An 18,773-nucleotide genomic window follows, 5' to 3' on the forward strand; every position below is an offset into this window, starting at 1 on the left:
CGCCACCGCGCGCGCTGCCGGCCGTTGCATTCCGCCCTGCGTCGCGGCAGCCCGCGCGGCGCCGGCGCGCATCGAACGACAACGCCCACCCGCCCATCCGAGGAGCCCACGACGTGAACGACACCCCCGATCGCCCCGACGACCTGCCCGCCGATCCCGACCGCCGCCGTGTGCTCGGCGGCCTCGCCGCGCTCGGTGCCGGTGTCGCGCTCGCCGGCTGCGAAACCACCGCGGGCAACGTGCCGCGTTCGGCCGCCGACCTGCGCATCGACGAAGCGTTGCGCCAGCGCGTGCGCCACATCGTCGTGATCTATGCGGAAAACCGCAGCTTCGCGAACCTGTACGGCGATTTCCCGGGCGTGCGTCATCCGCTGAGCGAAGTGCGGCCGGAACACGCGCAGCAGCTCGATCGAGACGGCAAGACGCCGCTGCCGGTGCTGCCGAAGATCTGGGGCGGGCTCGTGCCGCAGGCGCAGGAAGTGGACGGCAAGCGCTACGCGATCGCCGAGCGCGACATCGACAAGCTGCCGAACGCGCCGTTCCGGATCACCGACGCGCAGGGCCAGCCGCTGCCGAACGGCGTGATCACGCGCGACCTGTGGCACCGCTTCTACCAGAACCAGATGCAGATCGCGGGCGGCCGCAACAACCAGTTCGCCGCGTGGGCCGATTCGGGCGGCCTCGTGATGGGCCATTACCGCAATTCGGCCGACACGCTGCGGCTGTGGAATCTCGCGCGGCAATACACGCTGTGCGACAACTTCTTCATGGCGGCCTTCGGCGGGTCGTGGATGAACCACATGTTCCTGATCTCCGCGCAGCCGCCGCGGTATCCGGACGCGCACAAGCATCCGCATGCGGCGAAACTGCTGTCGAAGGTCGAAGGCGACGACCCGGCCGGCACGCGCCTGAAGCTCGCCGACGATTCGCCCGCGTCCGCGCTCGACGGCCCGCCGAAGTTCGCGGTCGACGGCCCGCTGACGCCGGACGGCTATGGCGTGAACACGATGGCGCCGCCGTACCAGCCGAGCTACGTGCCGCCGCCCGATCCGGGCAACGCCGCGTATGCGGATCCGGCCGACCATCGCGTGATGCCGCCGCAGGGCTACGCGACGATCGGCGACCGCCTGTCGGAAAAGAACATCGACTGGGCGTGGTACAGCGGCGCGTGGCAGTACGCGCTCGAGCATCGCGACACGGGCACGGTGCCCGATTTCCAGTACCACCACCAGCCGTTCAACTACTTCGTGAACTACGCGCCGGGCACCGAAGCGCGCCGCCAGCACCTGCGCGACGCGGGGCTCGGCGACGAGCCGTCGACCAACCGCTTCATCGCCGACATCGACGCGGGCCGCCTGCCGGCCGTCACGTTCTACAAGCCGCAGGGCAACCTGAACATGCATGCGGGCTATGCGGACATCGAATCGGGCGACCGTCACATCGCGACCGTGATCGACCATATCCGGCGCGGGCCGCAATGGGAAAACACCGTGATCGTGATGACGCACGACGAGAACGGCGGCTGGTGGGATCACGTCGCGCCGCCGGTCGGCGATCGCTGGGGCCCCGGCTCGCGGATCCCGGCGCTCGTGATCTCGCCGTTCGCGAAAAAGGGCTTCGTCGATCACACGCTGTACGACACGAACTCGATCCTGCGCTTCATCAGCCGCGTGCACGGCCTCGCGCCGCTCGACGGCGTGGTCCTGCGCAACAACGCGTTCGCCGCACGCGGTGAGACGCCGCCGGGCGACCTGACGAACGCGCTCGATCTCGGCTGACCGCCGGTCGATCACAGGAAACGACGACGCCCCGGGCCGTGCGATGGATGGCCCGGGGCGTCGTTCGTTTCAGGTCCTGCGAGGCTAAGCGGTGCTGCGCAATGCGTCGCGCACGGCGCGCGCGACAGACGGCCGGCATCTGCGGGGCACGTTCGACTTCCTCCGACGTTTCGCCGGTCGCCGCGATGCCGATCCTGGCGATATCGATGTCGAAAACGACAACGTCCCGCCGCCGGTGAGGGATACCGGCGACGGGACGTTCATACCGCTTTCAGGTCGGACGTCGATTTCGCGCGTCAGCCGCCGATACGTTGCTCGATCTTCTTCATCGTGTCGGTCATTTCAGCCGGCAAGCGCAGCTTCAGCGTATCGAACAGCGCCGCATGCAGCTTCAGCTCCTCGCGCCATTCGTCTGCGTTCATCGACGTCACCGCATCGAACTGATCGCGCGTGAAATCGAGGCCGTCCCAGTGCAGGTCTTCATACGCAGGCGACACGCCGAACGCATGCTCGCCGCCACCGCCGGTGCCTTCGAGACGATCGAGCATCCACTTCAGCACGCGCATGTTCTCGCCGAAGCCCGGCCACACGAACTTGCCGTTCGCATCCTTGCGGAACCAGTTCACGCAATAGATCCTCGGCAGCGTCGCGCCGGCGGCTTCGAGCTGCTTGCCGAGTGCGAGCCAGTGCGCGAAATAATCGCTGACGTTGTAGCCGCAGAACGGCAGCATCGCGAACGGATCGCGGCGCACGATGCCCTGCTGGCCGACGGCTGCCGCGGTCGTTTCGGAGCCCATCGTCGCGGCCATGTACACGCCTTCGACCCAGTCGCGCGCCTCGGTCACGAGCGGCACCGTCGTCGAGCGGCGGCCGCCGAAGATGAACGCATCGATCGGCACGCCGGCCGGGTTTTCCCAGTCGTCGTCGATCGATGGGCACTGCGCAGCCGGCACGGTGAAGCGCGAGTTCGGATGCGCGGCCTTGCGTCCGGTTTCCTTGCCGATCTCGGGCGTCCACGGATTGCCCTGCCAGTCGGTCAGCTTCGCGGGCGGCGTGTCGGTCAGCCCTTCCCACCACACGTCGCCGTCCTCCGTCAGCGCGACGTTCGTGAAGATCACGTTTTCCTTCAGCGTGGCGATCGCGTTCGGGTTGGTCTTCACGCCCGTGCCCGGCGCCACGCCGAAGAAACCGGCTTCCGGATTGATCGCATACAGGCGGCCGTCGCGGCCCGGCTTCAGCCACGCGATGTCGTCGCCGATCGTCGTGACCTTCCAGCCGTCGAAGCCTTCCGGCGGGATCAGCATCGCGAAGTTGGTCTTGCCGCACGCGGACGGGAACGCGGCCGCGACGTGATACTTCTTGCCGGCCGGCGACGTCACGCCGAGGATCAGCATGTGTTCGGCGAGCCAGCCCTGATCGCGGCCCATCGTCGACGCGATGCGCAGTGCGAAGCACTTCTTGCCGAGCAGCGCGTTGCCGCCGTAGCCCGAGCCGAAGCTCCAGATCTCGCGCGTTTCCGGGAAGTGCACGATGTACTTGACCGGGTTGCACGGCCACGGCACGTCCTGCTGGCCGGCTTCGAGCGGATGCCCGACGCTGTGCACGCACGGCACGAAATCGCCGTCCTCGCCGAGCACGTCGTACACGTCGCGCCCCATGCGCGTCATGATCCGCATGTTCACCGCGACGTACGGGCTGTCGGACAACTCGACGCCGACGTGCGCGATCGGCGAGCCGAGCGGGCCCATCGAGAACGGCACGACGTACAGCGTGCGACCGCGCATCGAGCCGCGGAACAGCCCGTTGAGCGTCTCGCGCATTTCGGCCGGCGCGATCCAGTTGTTGGTCGGGCCGACGTCGTCGCGCGACGCCGCGCAGATGAACGTGCGATCCTCCACGCGCGCGACGTCCGACGGATCGGATTGCGCGAGATACGAGTTCGGGCGCTTCGCCGGGTTCAGGCGCGTGAGCGTGCGCTGGTCGACCATCGCCTGGCACAGCGCATCGTATTCTTCCTGCGAACCGTCACACCATACGACGCGCTCGGGCTCCGTGAGCGCCGCGATGCGCGATACCCAGTCGATCAGCTTGCGATGTTTGACGAAAGCCGGCGGAGCGATCAGCGGGCCGTGTGTCGCTTCGGCCAAAGTGTTTTGCAACATGGGGATGTCTCCAGATTATTGGGCGGGGATGGGGGTGCGGGGCGAGCCCGCGAGATGGGGAATGCGTGCGGAGCGCAGGAAGATGCGGCACGCAGGACAGACGCGCGAACGGAGCGCGCGTCGATGCCGCGATGCGTGCGAGAGAAGGTGAAGTCTCGTTAGAGGGTGCGAACGCGAGTTTCGCCATGCATGCAACCTGCCATACAACTCCATGCCGGCCAGCATACCATCGCCGTTATTGGGCCGGCGTTGCGTTGCAACAAGAAACAACTGTGACCGCGCACCGGCATGCGCGTTGCAGGCCGGGTGCTTGTTACGGCGTCGTCGCGCGCGCTTTGGGGACGAAACGGCCGCGACGTCCGCCCCGCAAGGGTTTCGCGCGAGCGGCAATTTCAACCTGCGGCTCGTGCGTGCCGACCACGCGAACGCGCGCCGCACGAATTAGCGTTTTCGCTACTCAGGCAAACCCTGAATTAGGTTGCGTACACAAACATCCTGATCGAATGCGCGATGCCGCCACTGCTCATCACGGTGCGCGCGGCAATCCGGGGTAATACGCGCCCGGCTACGACGCGAATCGTCGACGCGTGCTTCCGATCGCCGCGATGACCGCCCCTTCGGCATGCTTCGACGCGGTGGGCGACGACGCAAAATTCCAGCACAACGTGTGCCGAGATGATGGACAGTTGCGAGCGCTTCATCGATGTCGACACGATCGACGGGGTGCCGACGAGCCAGTACGTCGTGAAGGCCGTGCGCGGGTAACGCGCCGGCTTGGGCAGACAAAAAAAAGCCAGCCCCGAGGGGCTGGCGTCGTGCTTCGGGTCGGACGACGATCAGAACTGATTCATCGTGTTGTCCTTGCCCGCTGCCTTCAGCGCCGCTTCGCCGCTGAAGTATTCCTTGTGATCGTCACCGATGTCCGAGCCGGACATGTTCTGGTGCTTCACGCAGGCGATGCCCTGACGGATTTCCTTGCGCTGCACGCCGGCCACGTAGCCGAGCATGCCCTGGTCGCCGAAGTATTCCTTGGCCAGGTTGTCGGTCGACAGCGCAGCCGTGTGGTACGTCGGCAGCGTGATCAGGTGGTGGAAGATGCCTGCTTCACGCGATGCATCGGCCTGGAACGTACGGATCTTGTCGTCGGCGAGCTTGGCCAGTTCGGTTTCGTCGTATTCGACGCTCATCAGCTGCGCACGGTCGTAAGCCGACACGTCCTTGCCTTCAGCCTTCATCGCGTCGTAGGCCTGCTGACGGAAGTTCAGCGTCCAGTTGAACGACGGGCTGTTGTTGTACACCAGCTTCGCGTTCGGGATCACCTTGCGGATCTCGCTGACCATGCCGCCGATCTGCGCGATATGCGGTTTTTCGGTTTCGATCCACAGCAGGTCGGCGCCGTTTTGCAGCGCGGTGACGCAATCCAGCACGCAACGTGCTTCGCCCGTGCCGGCGCGGAACTGGAACAGGTTGCTCGGCAGGCGCTTCGGACGCAGCAGCTTGCCGTCGCGTTTGATGATGACGTCACCGTTGCCCAGTTGGTCGGCCGACAGTTCTTCGCAATCGAGGAACGCGTTGTATTGGTCGCCCAGGTCGCCCGGCGTATTGGTCACGGCGATCTGCTTGGTGAGGCCGGCGCCGAGCGAATCGGTACGCGCGACGATGATGCCGTCGTCCACGCCCAGTTCCAGGAACGCGTAGCGGATCGCGCGGATCTTTGCGAGGAAGTCCTCGTGCGGCACGGTGACCTTGCCGTCCTGGTGGCCGCACTGCTTCTCGTCCGACACCTGGTTTTCGATCTGGATGCAGCATGCGCCCGCTTCGATGAATTGCTTGGCCAGCAGGTACGTTGCTTCCGCGTTGCCGAAACCCGCGTCGATGTCGGCGATGATCGGCACGACGTGCGTGACGTGGTTGTCGATCTTTTGCTGGATCGCGGCCTTGGCGGCGGCGTCCTTCGCGGCATCCAGCTCGCGGAACAGGCCGCCCAGCTCACGGGCGTCGGCCTGGCGCAGGAACGTGTACAGTTCGCGGATCAGCGCGCTGACCGAGGTCTTTTCGTGCATCGACTGGTCCGGCAGCGGGCCGAACTCCGAGCGCAGCGCGGCGACCATCCAGCCCGACAGGTACAGGTAGCGGCGTTCGGTGCTGTTGAAGTGCTTCTTGATGGAGATCATCTTTTGCTGGCCGATGAAGCCGTGCCAGCAACCCAGCGACTGCGTGTACTTGGACGGATCGGCATCGTACGCGGCCATGTCGGCGCGCATGATCTTCGCGGTGTACTTCGCGATGTCCAGGCCGGTCTTGAACTTGTTCTGGGCACGCATGCGGGCGGCATATTCGGGGCTGATGGCATTCCACGCGCTGCCGTGGTTTTCCTTCAAACCAGCCACTGCCTTGATGTCGTCTTGATATTGGGACATGTCTATCTCCTGGGAACGAAGCGCATTTGAGTAAAGGATTCAGCGTGCCCGCCGCGTGTGACGAAGCGAACTGCATGGACTCAATAGTAATCCTGTCCGGCGCGATTTCGTCCAAGTCTTATATAAGACATAAGATATAAATTTCTGTTGTTTTTCAATGAGATAGCCAGGCATTTTTGCGATGCAAAATACGGTTTCAAGCGGCGGTAAAACGCGGCGGCAGGAATTCGGCACGAATCCCGTAATGTGAAATGTTCTTTCGGCTGCTGAAGAACGGGCCCGCTTCGACCACGCCCGGGCAACGACGACCGCCTCGCTTTGTCACAGCTATGACGAAACGTCTATACTTGGACGATTCTTTGATCCGCGCACGCCAGCGCGTCGGCCTGCCTCCCGGAGCGACATGAACGACTCTCCCGTTTTCGACACCCTTTGCGAACTGCTGAATACATCCGGCGCACGTTTCCGCGTGCTCGAGCATCCGGCGGAAGGCAAATCCGACGCGATCGCCGCGCTGCGCGGCACACGCCCCGAACAGGGCGCGAAGGCGATGCTCTGCACGTTCAAGGATGGCGGCGACACCGTCGCGCTCGCGGTGATTCCCGGCCACCTGAAGATCGACTTCCGCAAGGTCGCCGATGCGGTGGGCCGGCGCAAGGCGACGCTCGCGTCGCCCGACGTCGCGGCCGCCGTCACGCGCTGCGTGATGGGCGCCGTGCCGCCGTTCGTGTTCGATTCAAACGTGACGCTCGTCGTCGATCCGGCGCTGGTCGAGCGCAACGCCGAGATCGCGTTCAACGCGGGCCGCCTCGACCGCTCGGTCGTGCTCGACGCGGCCGACTATGTCCGGATCGCGCGCCCGCTGCTGGCCGACATCACGCGGCCGGAAACGACTGACACGCCCGCCCCCCAGGAGCACGCATGAGCACGAACCGCAAACCGCTGCCGTCGGAGCAGGCGTCGCTGATCGAGCAGGTGCAGCGCATTGCCGAAGGGCTCGGCGAGATGTTCGCGCCGTTCACCGAGGTCGTCGTGCACGACCTGCGCACGCCGGAGCACGCGATCCTCGCGATCCACAACAACCTGTCCGGACGCGCGGTCGGCGATCCCGCGACCGAACTCGGCCTCGCCCGCATCGCCGACGACGAGTTCCCGCAGGTGCTCGCGAATTACCCGAACCGCTTCGCCGACGGCCGCACCGCGAAAAGCACGTCGATCGGCATCAAGGATTCGACCGGGCGCTACGTGGCCGCGCTGTGCCTGAATGCCGACGTCACGCTGTTCCGCGGCTTCCAGGGCATGCTCAACCAGTTCTGCCGCACGGACGGCGAAGCCGTCGTCGAAACGCTCGACCCGGCCAGCGCCGACGCGATCCGGCAGCGCATCGACGCATTCGCGACGCGCCTCGCGACGACGCCGCGCGAGCTGAAGACCGACCAGCGCCGCGAGCTGATGCAGACGCTGAAGGCCGACGGCTTCCTCGAGGTGCGCCGCGCGATGGAGATCGTGTCGCAGCATCTCGGCGTCTCGCGCGCCACCGTCTACAACGATGCGAAGTGACGCGCCGCGCCCGGCTTTGCCGTTTTGCGTTTCCCGTTGACTGATCTTTTCGACCCTCGAGCGACCATGAACTCTCCGATTCTCCCCACGTACGACGACGTCGTCGCCGCCGCGGCCCGGCTCGAAGGCCACGCGCACCGCACGCCGGTGATGACGTCGCGGACGATCGATGACGCGCTCGGCGCGCAGGTGTTCTTCAAGTGCGAGAACCTGCAGCGCATGGGCGCCTTCAAGTTCCGCGGCGCGTTCAACGCGCTGTCGCGCTTCAACGCGGAACAGCGGCGCCACGGCGTCGTCGCGTTCTCGTCGGGCAACCATGCGCAGGCGGTCGCGCTGTCGGCGCGCATCCTCGGCATTCCCGCGACGATCGTGATGCCGCAGGACGCGCCGGCCGCGAAAATGGCCGCGACGCGCGGCTACGGCGGCAACGTCGTAACCTACGACCGCTACACCGAGGATCGCGAGCAGATCGGGCGCGCGCTCGCGGAACAGCACGGGCTCACGCTGGTTCCGCCCTACGATCACCCGGACGTGATCGCCGGCCAGGGCACCGCGGCCAAGGAACTGTTCGACGAAGTCGGCCCGCTCGACGCGGTGTTCACGCCGCTCGGCGGCGGCGGGCTGCTGTCGGGCACCGCGCTCGCCACGCGTGCGCTGTCGCCGCATGCGAAGCTGTACGGCGTCGAGCCCGAAGCCGGCAACGACGCCCAGCAATCGTTCCGGTCCGGCACGATCGTGCATATCGACACGCCGCGCACGATCGCCGATGGCGCGCAGACGCAGCACCTCGGCAACCTGACGTTCCCGATCCTCCGCCGCGACATCGACGACATCCTGACCGCGACGGACGCGGAACTCGTCGACTGCATGCGCTTCTTCGCCACGCGGATGAAGATCGTCGTCGAGCCGACCGGCTGCCTGTCGTTCGCCGCCGCGCGGCGGATGAAGGACGCGCTGCTGGGCAAGCGCGTCGGCGTGGTGATCAGCGGCGGCAACGTCGATCTCGAGAACTTCTGCGCGCTGGTGTCGGCACCGGCCTGACCGTCGCGGCGCGCATGAAGACCGCGTCATGCGCGCGCCGCCGAGCCTTCACGTCGCGTTAAGTTTCGCGCCCTAGACTGATTACGTCGTCCTGAAGTCAGTCAGTCGTGTAGGAGTCGCCATGAATACGCACGCGATCGTCGCCGCCGCCCTGGCGGCCGCTTCCCTGTCGGCGTTCGCTCAACCGGGCGTGACGTCATCCGGTTTTCCCGCCGCGTCGCCTCACCCTGCAGCCGGGCAAGCGATGCACCGCTCGCCCGCCGCGTTGCCGCCCGCCGGCTTCGTGCTCGCGAAGATCGATCAGAACAATACGCCGCCCGATCGCGGCGGCGACCCGGGCGGCCGCGCACACGGCGGCTCGCATATGTAACGACACGCGCCGGCCGTCGGCATTCGGAACGACGGCCGCGGCGGATCGCGGGCGGCGAGGATATCGTCGGTGCGCCGCGGCAGCGCAGCCGTCGATCGTCTCCGGTTGCGGAATCAGCCAGTCGCGCCCGGCGCGACGACACGCGCTCGAACCCACCCGTTTCATCAGACATGAAACGCAGTACCGCCGCAGAGAACGAGAGAATCCGGAAATCCGCCGCCGGACAATGACGTTTTTTTGCATCCCCACGCGGCCGCACGATTGACGCGCCGGAGTGCGCGCCATTACCCTTGCGCGCTGATGGTTCCCAGGGATGGGATCAAAAGGGAACGCAGCAGAGGCAACGCCTCGAATCTGCGGCTGCCCCCGCAACTGTGAGCGGCGAATCCGTGCCACCGCATGCCACTGGGAAACCGGGAAGGCCCGCACGGATGACGACCCGCGAGCCAGGAGACCTGCCATCGACCCGAGGTCCAGCAGCCGCACCGGGCGGGGTGTCCCGATGCGCGAGGCACCGCCCCTGGCGGCCGCCCGTTGCATGGACGACCCGACCTCAGGATCCGTCAGATGTCCTTCGTTCCAGAATCCGCTTCCCGGCCGGAAGCGCCGCACCGACACGCCGTCGGCATGCGTCCCCTGTCCGCCCTCCGCTCACGATCGCCGTACACGTCACACGTTTTGTCCCGCCGCTTCATGAACATTCGCCACCTGCTTGCCACCTCCGCCGCCACCGCGCTGCTTTCCCCGCTCGCCCATGCGGCCGGCGACACGGCGCTTGCGCAGCCCGCCGCGCCTGCGGACAACACGGACCTGCCGACGATCAGCGTGACCGACACGCGGCACCTGCCCGAATCGTTCGACCGGCGCTATGCGTCGACGCAGGTGCTCACGCGCGAGGATCTCGACCGGCTGTCGCCGACCGACCCGAGTATCACGCAGGCGCTCGCGACGCTGCCGGGGGTGACCGTCGCGCAGAACGGCGGGCCGGGTTCGTCCGCGTCGGTCAGCATCCGCGGCTCGTCGGCGAGCCAGGTCGCCGTGTTCATCGACGGCATCCGGATCGGCTCGCCGACCACCGGCATCGCACCGTGGGCCGACCTGCCGACCGAAGCATTCGAGCGCGTCGAAGTGATCTCCGGCCCGGCCGCCGCGTCGTTCGGCAACAACGCGATGGGCGGCGTCGTGCAGCTCATCACGCGCCGCGCCGCCAACCAGCCGAACCAGACCACCGTGTCGTTCGGCGGCGGCTCGAACAAGACGTTCGACACGCAGTTCCGCACGTCGGGCACGGTGCCGTCGACGGGGCCGCTGGCCGCGCTCGGCGGGCTCACCTATTCGCTCGGGCTGCACGACTACAACACGGCCGGCATCGATGCGACGCGGCCGTTCTTCTACGGCCACGAAGACGGCCGCAATCCGTATCACGCGCAGGATCTCGATGCGCGGCTCGGCTATGCGCGCGACAACTGGTCGATCTCGACGTTCGCGCTGTACCACCGCTCCGATCTGTCCTACGACAACAGCGGCTACGCCAATCGCGAACTCGATCATCAACTGACGACCGGCGTCGCGTTCCATCTCGACATCACGCCCGATACGCAGTTCGACCAGTCGTTCGGCTATGCGAACGACCGCCAGTTCATCTACGCGGACAACCCGGCCCTCGCGACGGATCAGATCAATTCGCAGCGGATCAGCACGTCGACGTCGCTGACCCATCAGGAGCACGGATTCCACCTGTTCGGCCTGCCGCTGTCGGGCGAATCGAAGCTCGCCTACGACTTCACGCGCGAACAGGCGTTCCTGCCGGTCGACATTTCCGGCGGCGTGCCGACGCGCAACGATTCCGCGTTCTCGCTGCACCAGTCGGCGACGCTCGGCAGCGTGACGATGTTCGTCGCCGGCCGTCACGAGATCATCGCCGGGCAAGCGGTGAACACCGGCAACGCCGCGCTGTCGTGGGCGATCACGCCGGTCTACACGGCGCGCGTGTCGTACGGCAATGCATTCCGCCTGCCGACGTTCAACGACCTGTACTACCCCGGCTACGGCAACCCGACCCTCAGCCCGGAACGCAGCACGTCGGTCGAGGCCGCGCTCGACGCGAACACCGCGTACGGCACGTTCACCGCGGCGATCTACGACACGCGCGTCAACAACCTGATCGCGTACAACCCGGCGACGTTCTCGCCGATGAACATCGGCCGTTCGCACATTCGCGGCATCGACCTGTCGTACAAGGGGACGATCGGCCGCTCGACGCCGGTGAGCGTCGCGGTCGGCATCCTGAATCCGCAGGACGAGACCAACCAGACCTGGCTCAGCCGCCGGCCGCGCCAGACGGTCAGCCTGAACGTCGACCACACGTGGGACGAACTGAAGCTGCATGCGCTGAGCACGGGCGCGTCGCTGCTGTACGGCGGCTCGACCTTCGACGATCCGGCCAACCGGCAGTATCTGGCGTCGTACCTGACGGTAAGCCTGCGCGCGTCGTACCGGATCAATTCGCACCTGACGGTGTCGGCGTCGCTGTCGAACCTGTTCGACCGGCAGTACATGACCGCGTACGGCTACAACACGCTCGGGCGCACCGCGTTCGGCAAGGTCAGCTATACGTTCTGACGGCCCGGCGCATCGGCGCAACGCGCCACACCGGCACGCGCGGAAAATTGACATCGCGGCAAAAACTAATAGAATTAGTTTTTTGACTAACCCGCATAGCATTCGTCATGGCGCGTGCCGGCATTACCGTGGACAAGCTCGTCGAAGCCGGCGCGCAGCTCGCCGATGAAAGCGGCTTCGAGCAGCTCACCGGCGCGGCGCTCGCGCGACATTTCGACGTCAAGCTGGCGAGCCTGTATTCCCATATCCCGAGCTTCGACGATCTCAAGAGCCGCATCGCGCTGTTCGCGCTGCAGGAGCTGGCCGATCGCGCCACCGACGCGCTGGCCGGCCGCACCGGCAAGGACGCGCTGGCCGCGCTCGCGAACGTCTATCGCGACTACGCGCGTGCGCATCCGGGTCGCTTCGCGGCCGCGCGCCATCCGGTGAGCGCCGAGCGCGCCGCCGCGAGCGCGGGCGGGCAGCTCGTCAGGATGACGTCGGCGGTGCTGCGCGGCTACGACCTGCCCGATACCGAACAGGCGCATGCGATCCGCCTGCTCGGCGGCTTCTTCATGGGCTACGTGACGCTCGAAAGCGCCGGCGGCTTCTCGCACAGCGCGCCGGATTCCGACGCGTCGTGGTCGCGCAGCCTCGATGCGCTCGACGTGATGCTGCGCCACTGGCCTTCGGCCGCATGACGCACCGAACGGAACCCAAGCGATGAAAGACAAACCAGACGGCGTCGTGCTGCCGAGCCGTATCGTGCCCTTCCCGACCTCGATCAGCGACGAAGCGCGCGCCGCGCTGCAACGCCTGACCGGCGGCGACGGCGTGCCGCTGAATGCGTTGCACGTGATGCCGGCCCCGGACGATGTCGATGCGTGGATGCGCATGAAGGCCACAGCCGACGCGCATTACGCGGCCGCGGTCGAGCAGCTCGCCGGCTATTTGCGTTCGAGCGTCGAGACGATCCGCGTCGGCGATGCGGACGTGCACGTCGCGACACCCGAAGCGGCGGCTTCCAGCGCCTACGCGACCATCGACCTGCATGGCGGCGCGCTGGTCGTCGGCGGCGGCGCCGCGTGCCGCGCCGGCGCGCAGATGCAGGCCGACCGGCTCGGCATCCGCTGCTACGGCGTCGACTACCGGATGCCGCCGGAACACCCGTATCCGGCCGCGCTCGACGACTGCATCGCGGCCTATGCGTACGTGCTGGAGCGTTACGCACCGGAAAACGTCGTCATCGGCGGCCGTTCGGCCGGCGGCAATCTCGCTGCCGCGATGGTGCTGCGCGCCCGCGACGAAGGCCTGCCGCTGCCGGCCGCGCTCGTGCTGCTGTCGCCGGAAGCCGACCTGACCGAATCCGGCGACAGTTTCGAGACCAACCGGCTCGTCGATGTCGTGTTGCCGGCGCCGCTGATGGCGAACAACCTGCTCTACGCGAACGGCGCCGATCTCGCGCATCCGTACCTGTCGCCGCTGTTCGGCGATTTCGCCGCCGGCTTCCCGCCGACCTTCATCCAGAGCGGCACGCGCGACCTGTTTCTGTCGAACGCCGTGCGCCTGCATCGCGCATTGCGGCGCGCGCAGGTGCCGACCGAGCTGCACGTGTTCGAGGGGATGCCGCATGGCGGGTTCATGGGCGCGCCGGAGGATATCGAGCTGAGCCACGAAATCGCGCGCTTCGTGCACGCGCACCTGCATTTGCACGCATCGAATTGAGCCGGCGATGAACGGAAAAGCACACAAGGACGACATCGGCATCGGCCCGGATCGCTGGATCGAATGCGCTGACCTGACAGGCGATCTCCGCAATGCGATTGAGATCGACCCGCATCTGGCGGCCGTCATGCCGTTGATCGACGCGCTGGAAATCCACTGCGTCGCAGGATGCTGCGGCATCGACGCGTTCGGCTTCTGGCCGGACGAAATCGCCGTTGCGCTCGACACGTGGGATCCCGATGCGCTGACACGGCTCGTCGACGATCTGCTGTCGGTTCAGCATGCGATCGATGCGTTGCCGTCCGATATCGTCGTCAGCATGCGAATCAACCAGTACTGTCGAAAAACGGTGATGCTCGAGCTGCTCGCCCATATCCGGACGACGGTCGACGCGATCCGGTCGACCCGCGCGGCCCCGCGCGCCTAGATCAGCCCGCGCACGCCGGCGACCAGCTGGATCGCGCCGAATACCGCGACGACGGCTGCCGACACGCGCGACAGCCCGTGCATGAACGCGAACGACATCCTCGCGCGCAGCGTGGCGGTCGCGCTGCTCAGGCACAGCCACCACGTGGCCGAGCCGACGAACACGCCGGCGACCATCCACGCCACGGTCGTCCACATCGCGCCTGCCTGCGCACCCGGCAGCGGGCCGAGCGCCGCGAAGATCCCGACGAACGACACGATCGTCATCGGGTTCGACAGCGTGAGGCCGAACGTCGTCAGGAAATCACGCAGGACGGTCGTACGCGGCAACTCGCGTTGCCCGGCCGGTGCGGCTGGCGCCTGGCGCGCGATGGTCCACGCGAGCCACACGAGAAACGCGCCGCCGCCGATCTTCAGGCCGACGGTCAGCATCGGGAATGCGGTGACGATACCCGCAACGCCCAGCGCGCCGAGCAGGCCGTAAATCGCATCGGCGCACGCGGCGCCGATGCCCGTCGCGAATCCCGCCTGGAAGCCGCGGCTCAGGCTGCGCTGAATGCACAGCATGCCGATCGGGCCGACCGGCACCGCGATCGACAGCCCCATCACGACGGATTTAATGAACAGCATCGCCTGCTCCTTGCAACATCCAGTGGATCGAACAGGCATCGTAGGGAAAGTCCGGCCCCCGCTGAATGCGGTTTTTAAGGAAAAATGGCGGCTCTACCTTAAAAATTCCCGCTGCGATGGACGATCTGGACTGGAAGATACTGGCGCTGTTGCAGGACAACGGACGCATCAGCTATACGGAGCTCGCGCGCCAGGTTCACCTGTCGGTGCCGGCGGTGACGGAGCGCGTGAAGCGTCTTGAAGCAACCGGTGTGGTCGAAGGCTACACCGCCCGGATCAATCCGTCCGCGGCCGGCTATCCGGTGAGCGCGCTGATCGGCATCACGGTGCCGCAACCGGCGAAAGCGAAGTTTCTCAAGCTGCTGGAGACGATTCCCGAAGTCGTCGAATGCCATCACGTGACGGGCGCGGATTCGTATGTGATGCGGTTCGTCGCCGTCAGCATGGCCCATCTCGAACAGTTGATCGAACGCATCAACCTGTACGGCGAAACGCGCACGTCGATCGTGATGTCGACGCCGCTGCCGGCGCGCGGGATCGCGCGGCCGGCGGCAAGAATCGACGTCGTGCGGAGGTGAACGAGCGCGGGCCGACCTGCGATCACCCGGACGGCCCCCGCGCCGGCCGCTGCTTCATCCGCCCCGGCGAATAACCGTAGAACTGCCGAAACGCATGGGCATAAGCGCCTTCGCTGGAATAGCCTACGGCAACCGCGACATCGATCAGCCGGAATCCGGATCGATGCATTTCAAGCGCCTTCGTCATGCGCGCGTGAGTTCGCCATTGCTGAAACGACAGCCCGGTCGACTTGACGAAGGCCCGCTGCAGCGTCTTTTCGCTGGCGCCGACCTCGCGCGTCCAGTCGCTCAGCATGCGCACGTCCGACGGATCGATTTCCAGCGCGCGGCAGATGACGGCGATGCGCGCATCGTCGGGAATCGGCATGCCGGCCGCGACGCGCGGCGCCCGACGGATTTCGTCCACGATCAGACGTGTTTTCCAGAAACGCGCGTCCGACGACGCATCGGCATCGTCCCAGCACGCCGCATCCAGGATCAGCGCCTTCAGCAGCGGGCTCACGTGTGAAACGGAGAAGATCGGATCGGCATGCAAGCACGCGCCGATGTAGACGCTGTGGTAGCGATACGGCCTGTCCATCAGAACCGAATGGGGCACGTCGGGCGGAATCCACGCGGCCTGCCCAGGCCCGAGCCGAACCAGGTGGTGCGCCGTTTCCAGCAATGCGGCACCGCGCTCCGGATAAAGCAACTGGCCGCAGCTGTGCACGTGGTACGGCGCTTCCGCAGTCTTGCCTTCGCGCACGATCGAGACAAGCTGGGTGTCGTCGGCCAACGCGCGCAGCCGCTCGTGCGCCCGGGCGATCGCGGATTTCATCTGTCGCATTCGATTCGAAAACTGACTGTTTTCATGCGGTATCGGGAAAAACACGGCAGTACATTGATACCGGCTCGGCGCACGGCTGCAGATTCCGGCGAATTCTTGCCGGTATTCCGCCGGTATCCCGCCGGTTTCAGGGCCTTCGGCCGAGGATATCACCGGCCGCCGAAGCGAACGTACCCGCAAGCATTACTGCCGCGATACGGACCATCGGCAATCCCCCCAACCGCAGTCACACTCGGGCAGTCAAGACGACCATGGCGACTCGATCCACCCAAACCGCTTCGCACTGGGGCGTGTACAACGTTCTCACCGACGACCACGGCGCCATCGCGGGCACGGCACCTTTCAGTGCCGACCGCCACCCTGCGGCGTTCGTCGGCGGACTACCCGAAATCGTGCGCGGACGGCTGCGCATCGATCGCCCTTACGTGCGCGCGGGCTATCTGCGCTCGCGCAACGCCGAGGGCCGCGGCGGCGACGCCTTCGTGCCGGTGAGCTGGGACGACGCATTGCGCCTGGTCGCCGACGAGCTTGCGCGCGTCAAGGCCGAACACGGCAACGAAGCGATCTACGGCGGCTCCTACGGCTGGGCCAGCGCCGGGCGGTTCCATCACGGGCCCAGCGTGCTCAAGCGACTGCTCGGCTTGCACGGCGGCTACGTGGACAAGCGCGGCAACCACAGCTTCGGCGCGGCACTCGGCGTGATGCCGTATATCCTCGGGCGCACCGATATCACGAACCTCGTGCCGTCCTGGCCGGAGGTGATCGAATCGACGGGGCTGCTGGTCATGTTCGGCGGCGCTGCGATGAAAAACACACAGCTCGACCCGGGCGGCGCCGTCATTCACGACAGCGTCGACTGGTACGCGAAAGCCGGCGATCAGGGTCCGCCGTTCATCGTGATCAGCCCGTCGCGTGCCGACGTTCCGGCCGGGCCGCGCGCGGAATGGATTCCGATCAGGCCGCATACCGATACCGCGCTGATGCTGGCGATCGCGCACGCGCTCGTCGACGAAGGACTACACGACGTCCGCTTTCTGTCGCGCTACTGCGAAGGGTTCGACCGCTTCGAAGCGTATCTGCTGGGACGCGACGGCAGCACGCCGCATACCCCCGAATGGGCGGCGAACATCACCGGCATCCCGCCAGCACGCATCCGCGAACTCGCGCGATCGATGGCGGCGAACCGGACGCTCATTAACCTGAGCTGGTCGATACAGCGGGCCGACCATGGCGAGCAGCCCGTGTGGATGCTGATCACGCTGGCCGCGATGCTGGGCCAGATCGGCCTGCCGGGCGGCGGCTTCAGCCTCGGCTTCGGCGCGATCAACGGCATTCTGGCGCCGCGCGTCGACGGCATGCCGAGGCCGACGCTTCCGCTCGGCCCCAATCCGGTCAAAACCTACGTTCCGGTCGGGCGTGTCGCCGACATGCTGCTGCACCCCGGCGAGCAGATTCGCTGCTTCGGCGAAACGATCACGTTTCCGGACATCCGGCTGGTGTATTCCGTCGGCGGCAATCCGTTTCATCACAACGCGAACCTGAACCGCTTCCTGCGCGCATGGCAGCGACCCGAAACCGTGATCGTTCACGAGCCCTGGTGGAATCCGGCGGCAAGGCACGCGGACATCGTGCTCCCCGCGACGACCACGATGGAGCGCAACGACATCCTCGCGCACGAGAATTCTCCGTACTGGATGGCCATGCGGCAGGTGATCGAGCCCGTGGGCCTCGCGCGGAACGACTTCGATATCTTCGCCGACGTGGCCGATGCACTCGGATTCCGGCCGGCCTACGACGAAGGGCGCGACGAATCGGCGTGGCTGCGTCACATGTACGACGTCGCCCGAAATACCGCGCAGAAGAACGGCTTCACCTTGCCCGACTTTTCCACGTTCTGGACGGACGGACAGTACCGGTTTCCGCAACCGGACTCAGGCACCGTGCTGTTGAGCGCCTTCCGGCGCGACCCGGTTGCGCATGCGTTGGCGACCGCGTCCGGGAAAATCGAAATTCATTCGCGCGTGGTCGAACAGTTCGGCTACGACGATTGTCCCGGGCATCCGGCGTGGCTCGAGCCGCAGGAGTGGCTGGGCGCCGCCGGCGCGGTCAGCCATCCGCTGCATCTGCTGTCGAACCAGCCGGCGACCCGACTGCACAGCCAGCTCGACCCCGCTTCGGCCAGCCGGACGAGCAAGATCGCGGAACGTGAACCGCTTTACATGCATCCGGACGATGCAACGGCCCGCGGCATTCGGGACGGACAGGTGGTACGCGTGTTCAACGATCGCGGCGCGTTCCTCGCAGGCGTCGCCCTCGCCGACTTCCTGGTACCGGGCGTCGTACAGATCGCGACCGGCGCGTGGTACGACCCGCTGCGCGGCGGCACCCCCGGAACGCTCGAAAAACACGGCAATCCCAATGTCGTCACGCTGGACAAAGGCACCTCGCAATTGACTCAAGGCTCCGTCGCGCAAACGGCGCTGGTGGAAGTCGAGGTTTATGCGGACCCGCCGCCCGTCACGGCGTTCGAACCGCCCGCGATCGTCGAAGACAACGCCGGCTGACACAGTCGCGCAGATTCTCGCCCGGAAGGTCGGGACGGGCGGCAAGCGGCCGCCCGGCGGCTGGCGGACGGCCGCCTTTCCGTCGACGATCG

The 18,773-nt window shown here is 66.4% G+C and carries 15 protein-coding genes, 2 pseudogenes and 1 riboswitch; of the genes and pseudogenes, 12 read left to right on the forward strand and 5 right to left on the reverse strand.

The window, feature by feature from the left end; all coding sequences use genetic code 11:
* Positions 1-113: 113 nt before the first annotated feature.
* Positions 114-1,778 (forward strand): acid phosphatase, encoded by a 1,665-nt coding sequence (locus HWW87_RS33345; RefSeq protein ID WP_175823870.1) that lies wholly within the window; start codon positions 114-116, stop codon positions 1,776-1,778.
* Positions 1,779-2,074: 296 nt separating this feature from the next.
* On the opposite strand, the gene HWW87_RS33350 is transcribed toward HWW87_RS33345, so the two are convergent.
* Entirely contained in the window at positions 2,075-3,940 is a 1,866-nt protein-coding gene (locus HWW87_RS33350) for a phosphoenolpyruvate carboxykinase (GTP) (protein WP_175823871.1), read from the reverse strand.
* A gap of 557 nt (positions 3,941-4,497) precedes the next feature.
* Between HWW87_RS33350 and HWW87_RS37585 the strand changes: the two are divergent.
* Positions 4,498-4,705: pseudogene (locus tag HWW87_RS37585) on the forward strand (hypothetical protein); the annotation flags it as partial.
* Between the two features lie 71 nt (positions 4,706-4,776).
* Here the strand turns inward: HWW87_RS37585 and HWW87_RS33360 are convergent.
* The gene (locus HWW87_RS33360) at positions 4,777-6,360 is read right to left on the reverse strand and encodes an isocitrate lyase (protein WP_174430823.1); all 1,584 of its coding nucleotides are present in this window, start codon (positions 6,358-6,360) and stop codon (positions 4,777-4,779) included.
* Positions 6,361-6,763: 403 nt separating this feature from the next.
* Between HWW87_RS33360 and HWW87_RS33365 the strand changes: the two genes are divergently transcribed.
* From HWW87_RS33365 to HWW87_RS33400, 8 genes are all read left to right on the forward strand, one after another.
* The gene (locus tag HWW87_RS33365; protein WP_175823872.1) at positions 6,764-7,285 is read left to right on the forward strand and encodes a YbaK/prolyl-tRNA synthetase associated domain-containing protein; all 522 of its coding nucleotides are present in this window, start codon (positions 6,764-6,766) and stop codon (positions 7,283-7,285) included.
* Positions 7,282-7,920, forward strand: coding sequence for a PAS domain-containing protein (locus HWW87_RS33370; RefSeq protein ID WP_089501804.1), 639 nt, complete (start codon positions 7,282-7,284; stop codon positions 7,918-7,920). Before HWW87_RS33365 ends, HWW87_RS33370 begins: the two co-directional genes overlap by 4 nt.
* 66 nt (positions 7,921-7,986) lie before the next feature.
* On the forward strand, positions 7,987-8,961 hold the full coding sequence (locus HWW87_RS33375; RefSeq protein WP_175823873.1) for a threo-3-hydroxy-L-aspartate ammonia-lyase: 975 nt from the start codon (positions 7,987-7,989) through the stop codon (positions 8,959-8,961).
* A gap of 121 nt (positions 8,962-9,082) precedes the next feature.
* The gene (locus tag HWW87_RS33380; RefSeq protein WP_175823874.1) at positions 9,083-9,331 is read left to right on the forward strand and encodes a hypothetical protein; all 249 of its coding nucleotides are present in this window, start codon (positions 9,083-9,085) and stop codon (positions 9,329-9,331) included.
* Positions 9,332-9,615: 284 nt separating this feature from the next.
* Positions 9,616-9,809: riboswitch (cobalamin riboswitch) on the forward strand.
* Between the two features lie 215 nt (positions 9,810-10,024).
* On the forward strand, positions 10,025-11,953 hold the full coding sequence (locus HWW87_RS33385; protein ID WP_175823875.1) for a TonB-dependent receptor: 1,929 nt from the start codon (positions 10,025-10,027) through the stop codon (positions 11,951-11,953).
* Positions 11,954-12,081: 128 nt separating this feature from the next.
* A complete protein-coding gene (locus HWW87_RS33390; protein WP_244107386.1) occupies positions 12,082-12,633 on the forward strand; it encodes a TetR-like C-terminal domain-containing protein in 552 nt (183 codons plus the stop codon).
* Positions 12,634-12,655: 22 nt separating this feature from the next.
* On the forward strand, positions 12,656-13,657 hold the full coding sequence (locus HWW87_RS33395) for an alpha/beta hydrolase (protein ID WP_175823877.1): 1,002 nt from the start codon (positions 12,656-12,658) through the stop codon (positions 13,655-13,657).
* A 7-nt stretch (positions 13,658-13,664) separates the two neighbouring features.
* Positions 13,665-14,084 (forward strand): DUF6331 family protein, encoded by a 420-nt coding sequence (locus HWW87_RS33400; RefSeq protein ID WP_175823878.1) that lies wholly within the window; start codon positions 13,665-13,667, stop codon positions 14,082-14,084.
* Here HWW87_RS33400 and HWW87_RS33405 read toward each other — a convergent pair.
* Positions 14,081-14,713 (reverse strand): LysE family transporter, encoded by a 633-nt coding sequence (locus tag HWW87_RS33405; protein ID WP_175823879.1) that lies wholly within the window; start codon positions 14,711-14,713, stop codon positions 14,081-14,083. The two genes, HWW87_RS33400 and HWW87_RS33405, sit on opposite strands and share 4 nt — an antisense overlap.
* A 116-nt stretch (positions 14,714-14,829) precedes the next feature.
* Between HWW87_RS33405 and HWW87_RS33410 the strand changes: the two genes are divergently transcribed.
* Positions 14,830-15,291 (forward strand): Lrp/AsnC family transcriptional regulator, encoded by a 462-nt coding sequence (locus HWW87_RS33410; protein WP_175823880.1) that lies wholly within the window; start codon positions 14,830-14,832, stop codon positions 15,289-15,291.
* A 22-nt stretch (positions 15,292-15,313) separates the two neighbouring features.
* Here the strand turns inward: HWW87_RS33410 and HWW87_RS33415 are convergent, their stop codons facing one another.
* The gene (locus HWW87_RS33415) at positions 15,314-15,889 is read right to left on the reverse strand and encodes a helix-turn-helix domain-containing protein (protein WP_244107395.1); all 576 of its coding nucleotides are present in this window, start codon (positions 15,887-15,889) and stop codon (positions 15,314-15,316) included.
* A 6-nt stretch (positions 15,890-15,895) separates the two neighbouring features.
* Positions 15,896-16,000: pseudogene (locus HWW87_RS37325) on the reverse strand (AraC family transcriptional regulator); the annotation flags it as partial.
* On the opposite strand from HWW87_RS37325, the gene HWW87_RS33420 reads away from it, so the two are divergent.
* Positions 15,955-18,681: a molybdopterin-dependent oxidoreductase gene (locus HWW87_RS33420; protein WP_244107387.1), complete on the forward strand. Its 2,727-nt coding sequence runs from the start codon at positions 15,955-15,957 to the stop codon at positions 18,679-18,681. The pseudogene HWW87_RS37325 and the gene HWW87_RS33420 overlap by 46 nt on opposite strands.
* The last annotated feature ends 92 nt before the right edge of the window (positions 18,682-18,773 follow it).

This window comes from Burkholderia sp. BCC0419 (assembly GCF_902830285.1).
Taxonomy (GTDB): Bacteria; Pseudomonadota; Gammaproteobacteria; order Burkholderiales; family Burkholderiaceae; genus Burkholderia.

Bases quoted from the DNA above. Each gene is read 5' to 3' on its own strand.
- HWW87_RS33350 (WP_175823871.1), bottom strand. From the start codon at position 3,940: ATGTTGCAAAACACTTTGGCCGAAGCGACACACGGCCCGCTGATCGCT.
- HWW87_RS33360 (WP_174430823.1), bottom strand. From the start codon at position 6,360: ATGTCCCAATATCAAGACGACATCAAGGCAGTGGCTGGTTTGAAGGAA.
- HWW87_RS33365 (WP_175823872.1), top strand. From the start codon at position 6,764: ATGAACGACTCTCCCGTTTTCGACACCCTTTGCGAACTGCTGAATACA.
- HWW87_RS33370 (WP_089501804.1), top strand. From the start codon at position 7,282: ATGAGCACGAACCGCAAACCGCTGCCGTCGGAGCAGGCGTCGCTGATC.
- HWW87_RS33375 (WP_175823873.1), top strand. From the start codon at position 7,987: ATGAACTCTCCGATTCTCCCCACGTACGACGACGTCGTCGCCGCCGCG.
- HWW87_RS33380 (WP_175823874.1), top strand. From the start codon at position 9,083: ATGAATACGCACGCGATCGTCGCCGCCGCCCTGGCGGCCGCTTCCCTG.
- HWW87_RS33385 (WP_175823875.1), top strand. From the start codon at position 10,025: ATGAACATTCGCCACCTGCTTGCCACCTCCGCCGCCACCGCGCTGCTT.
- HWW87_RS33395 (WP_175823877.1), top strand. From the start codon at position 12,656: ATGAAAGACAAACCAGACGGCGTCGTGCTGCCGAGCCGTATCGTGCCC.
- HWW87_RS33400 (WP_175823878.1), top strand. From the start codon at position 13,665: ATGAACGGAAAAGCACACAAGGACGACATCGGCATCGGCCCGGATCGC.
- HWW87_RS33405 (WP_175823879.1), bottom strand. From the start codon at position 14,713: ATGCTGTTCATTAAATCCGTCGTGATGGGGCTGTCGATCGCGGTGCCG.
- HWW87_RS33410 (WP_175823880.1), top strand. From the start codon at position 14,830: ATGGACGATCTGGACTGGAAGATACTGGCGCTGTTGCAGGACAACGGA.
- HWW87_RS33420 (WP_244107387.1), top strand. From the start codon at position 15,955: ATGCGGCACCGCGCTCCGGATAAAGCAACTGGCCGCAGCTGTGCACGT.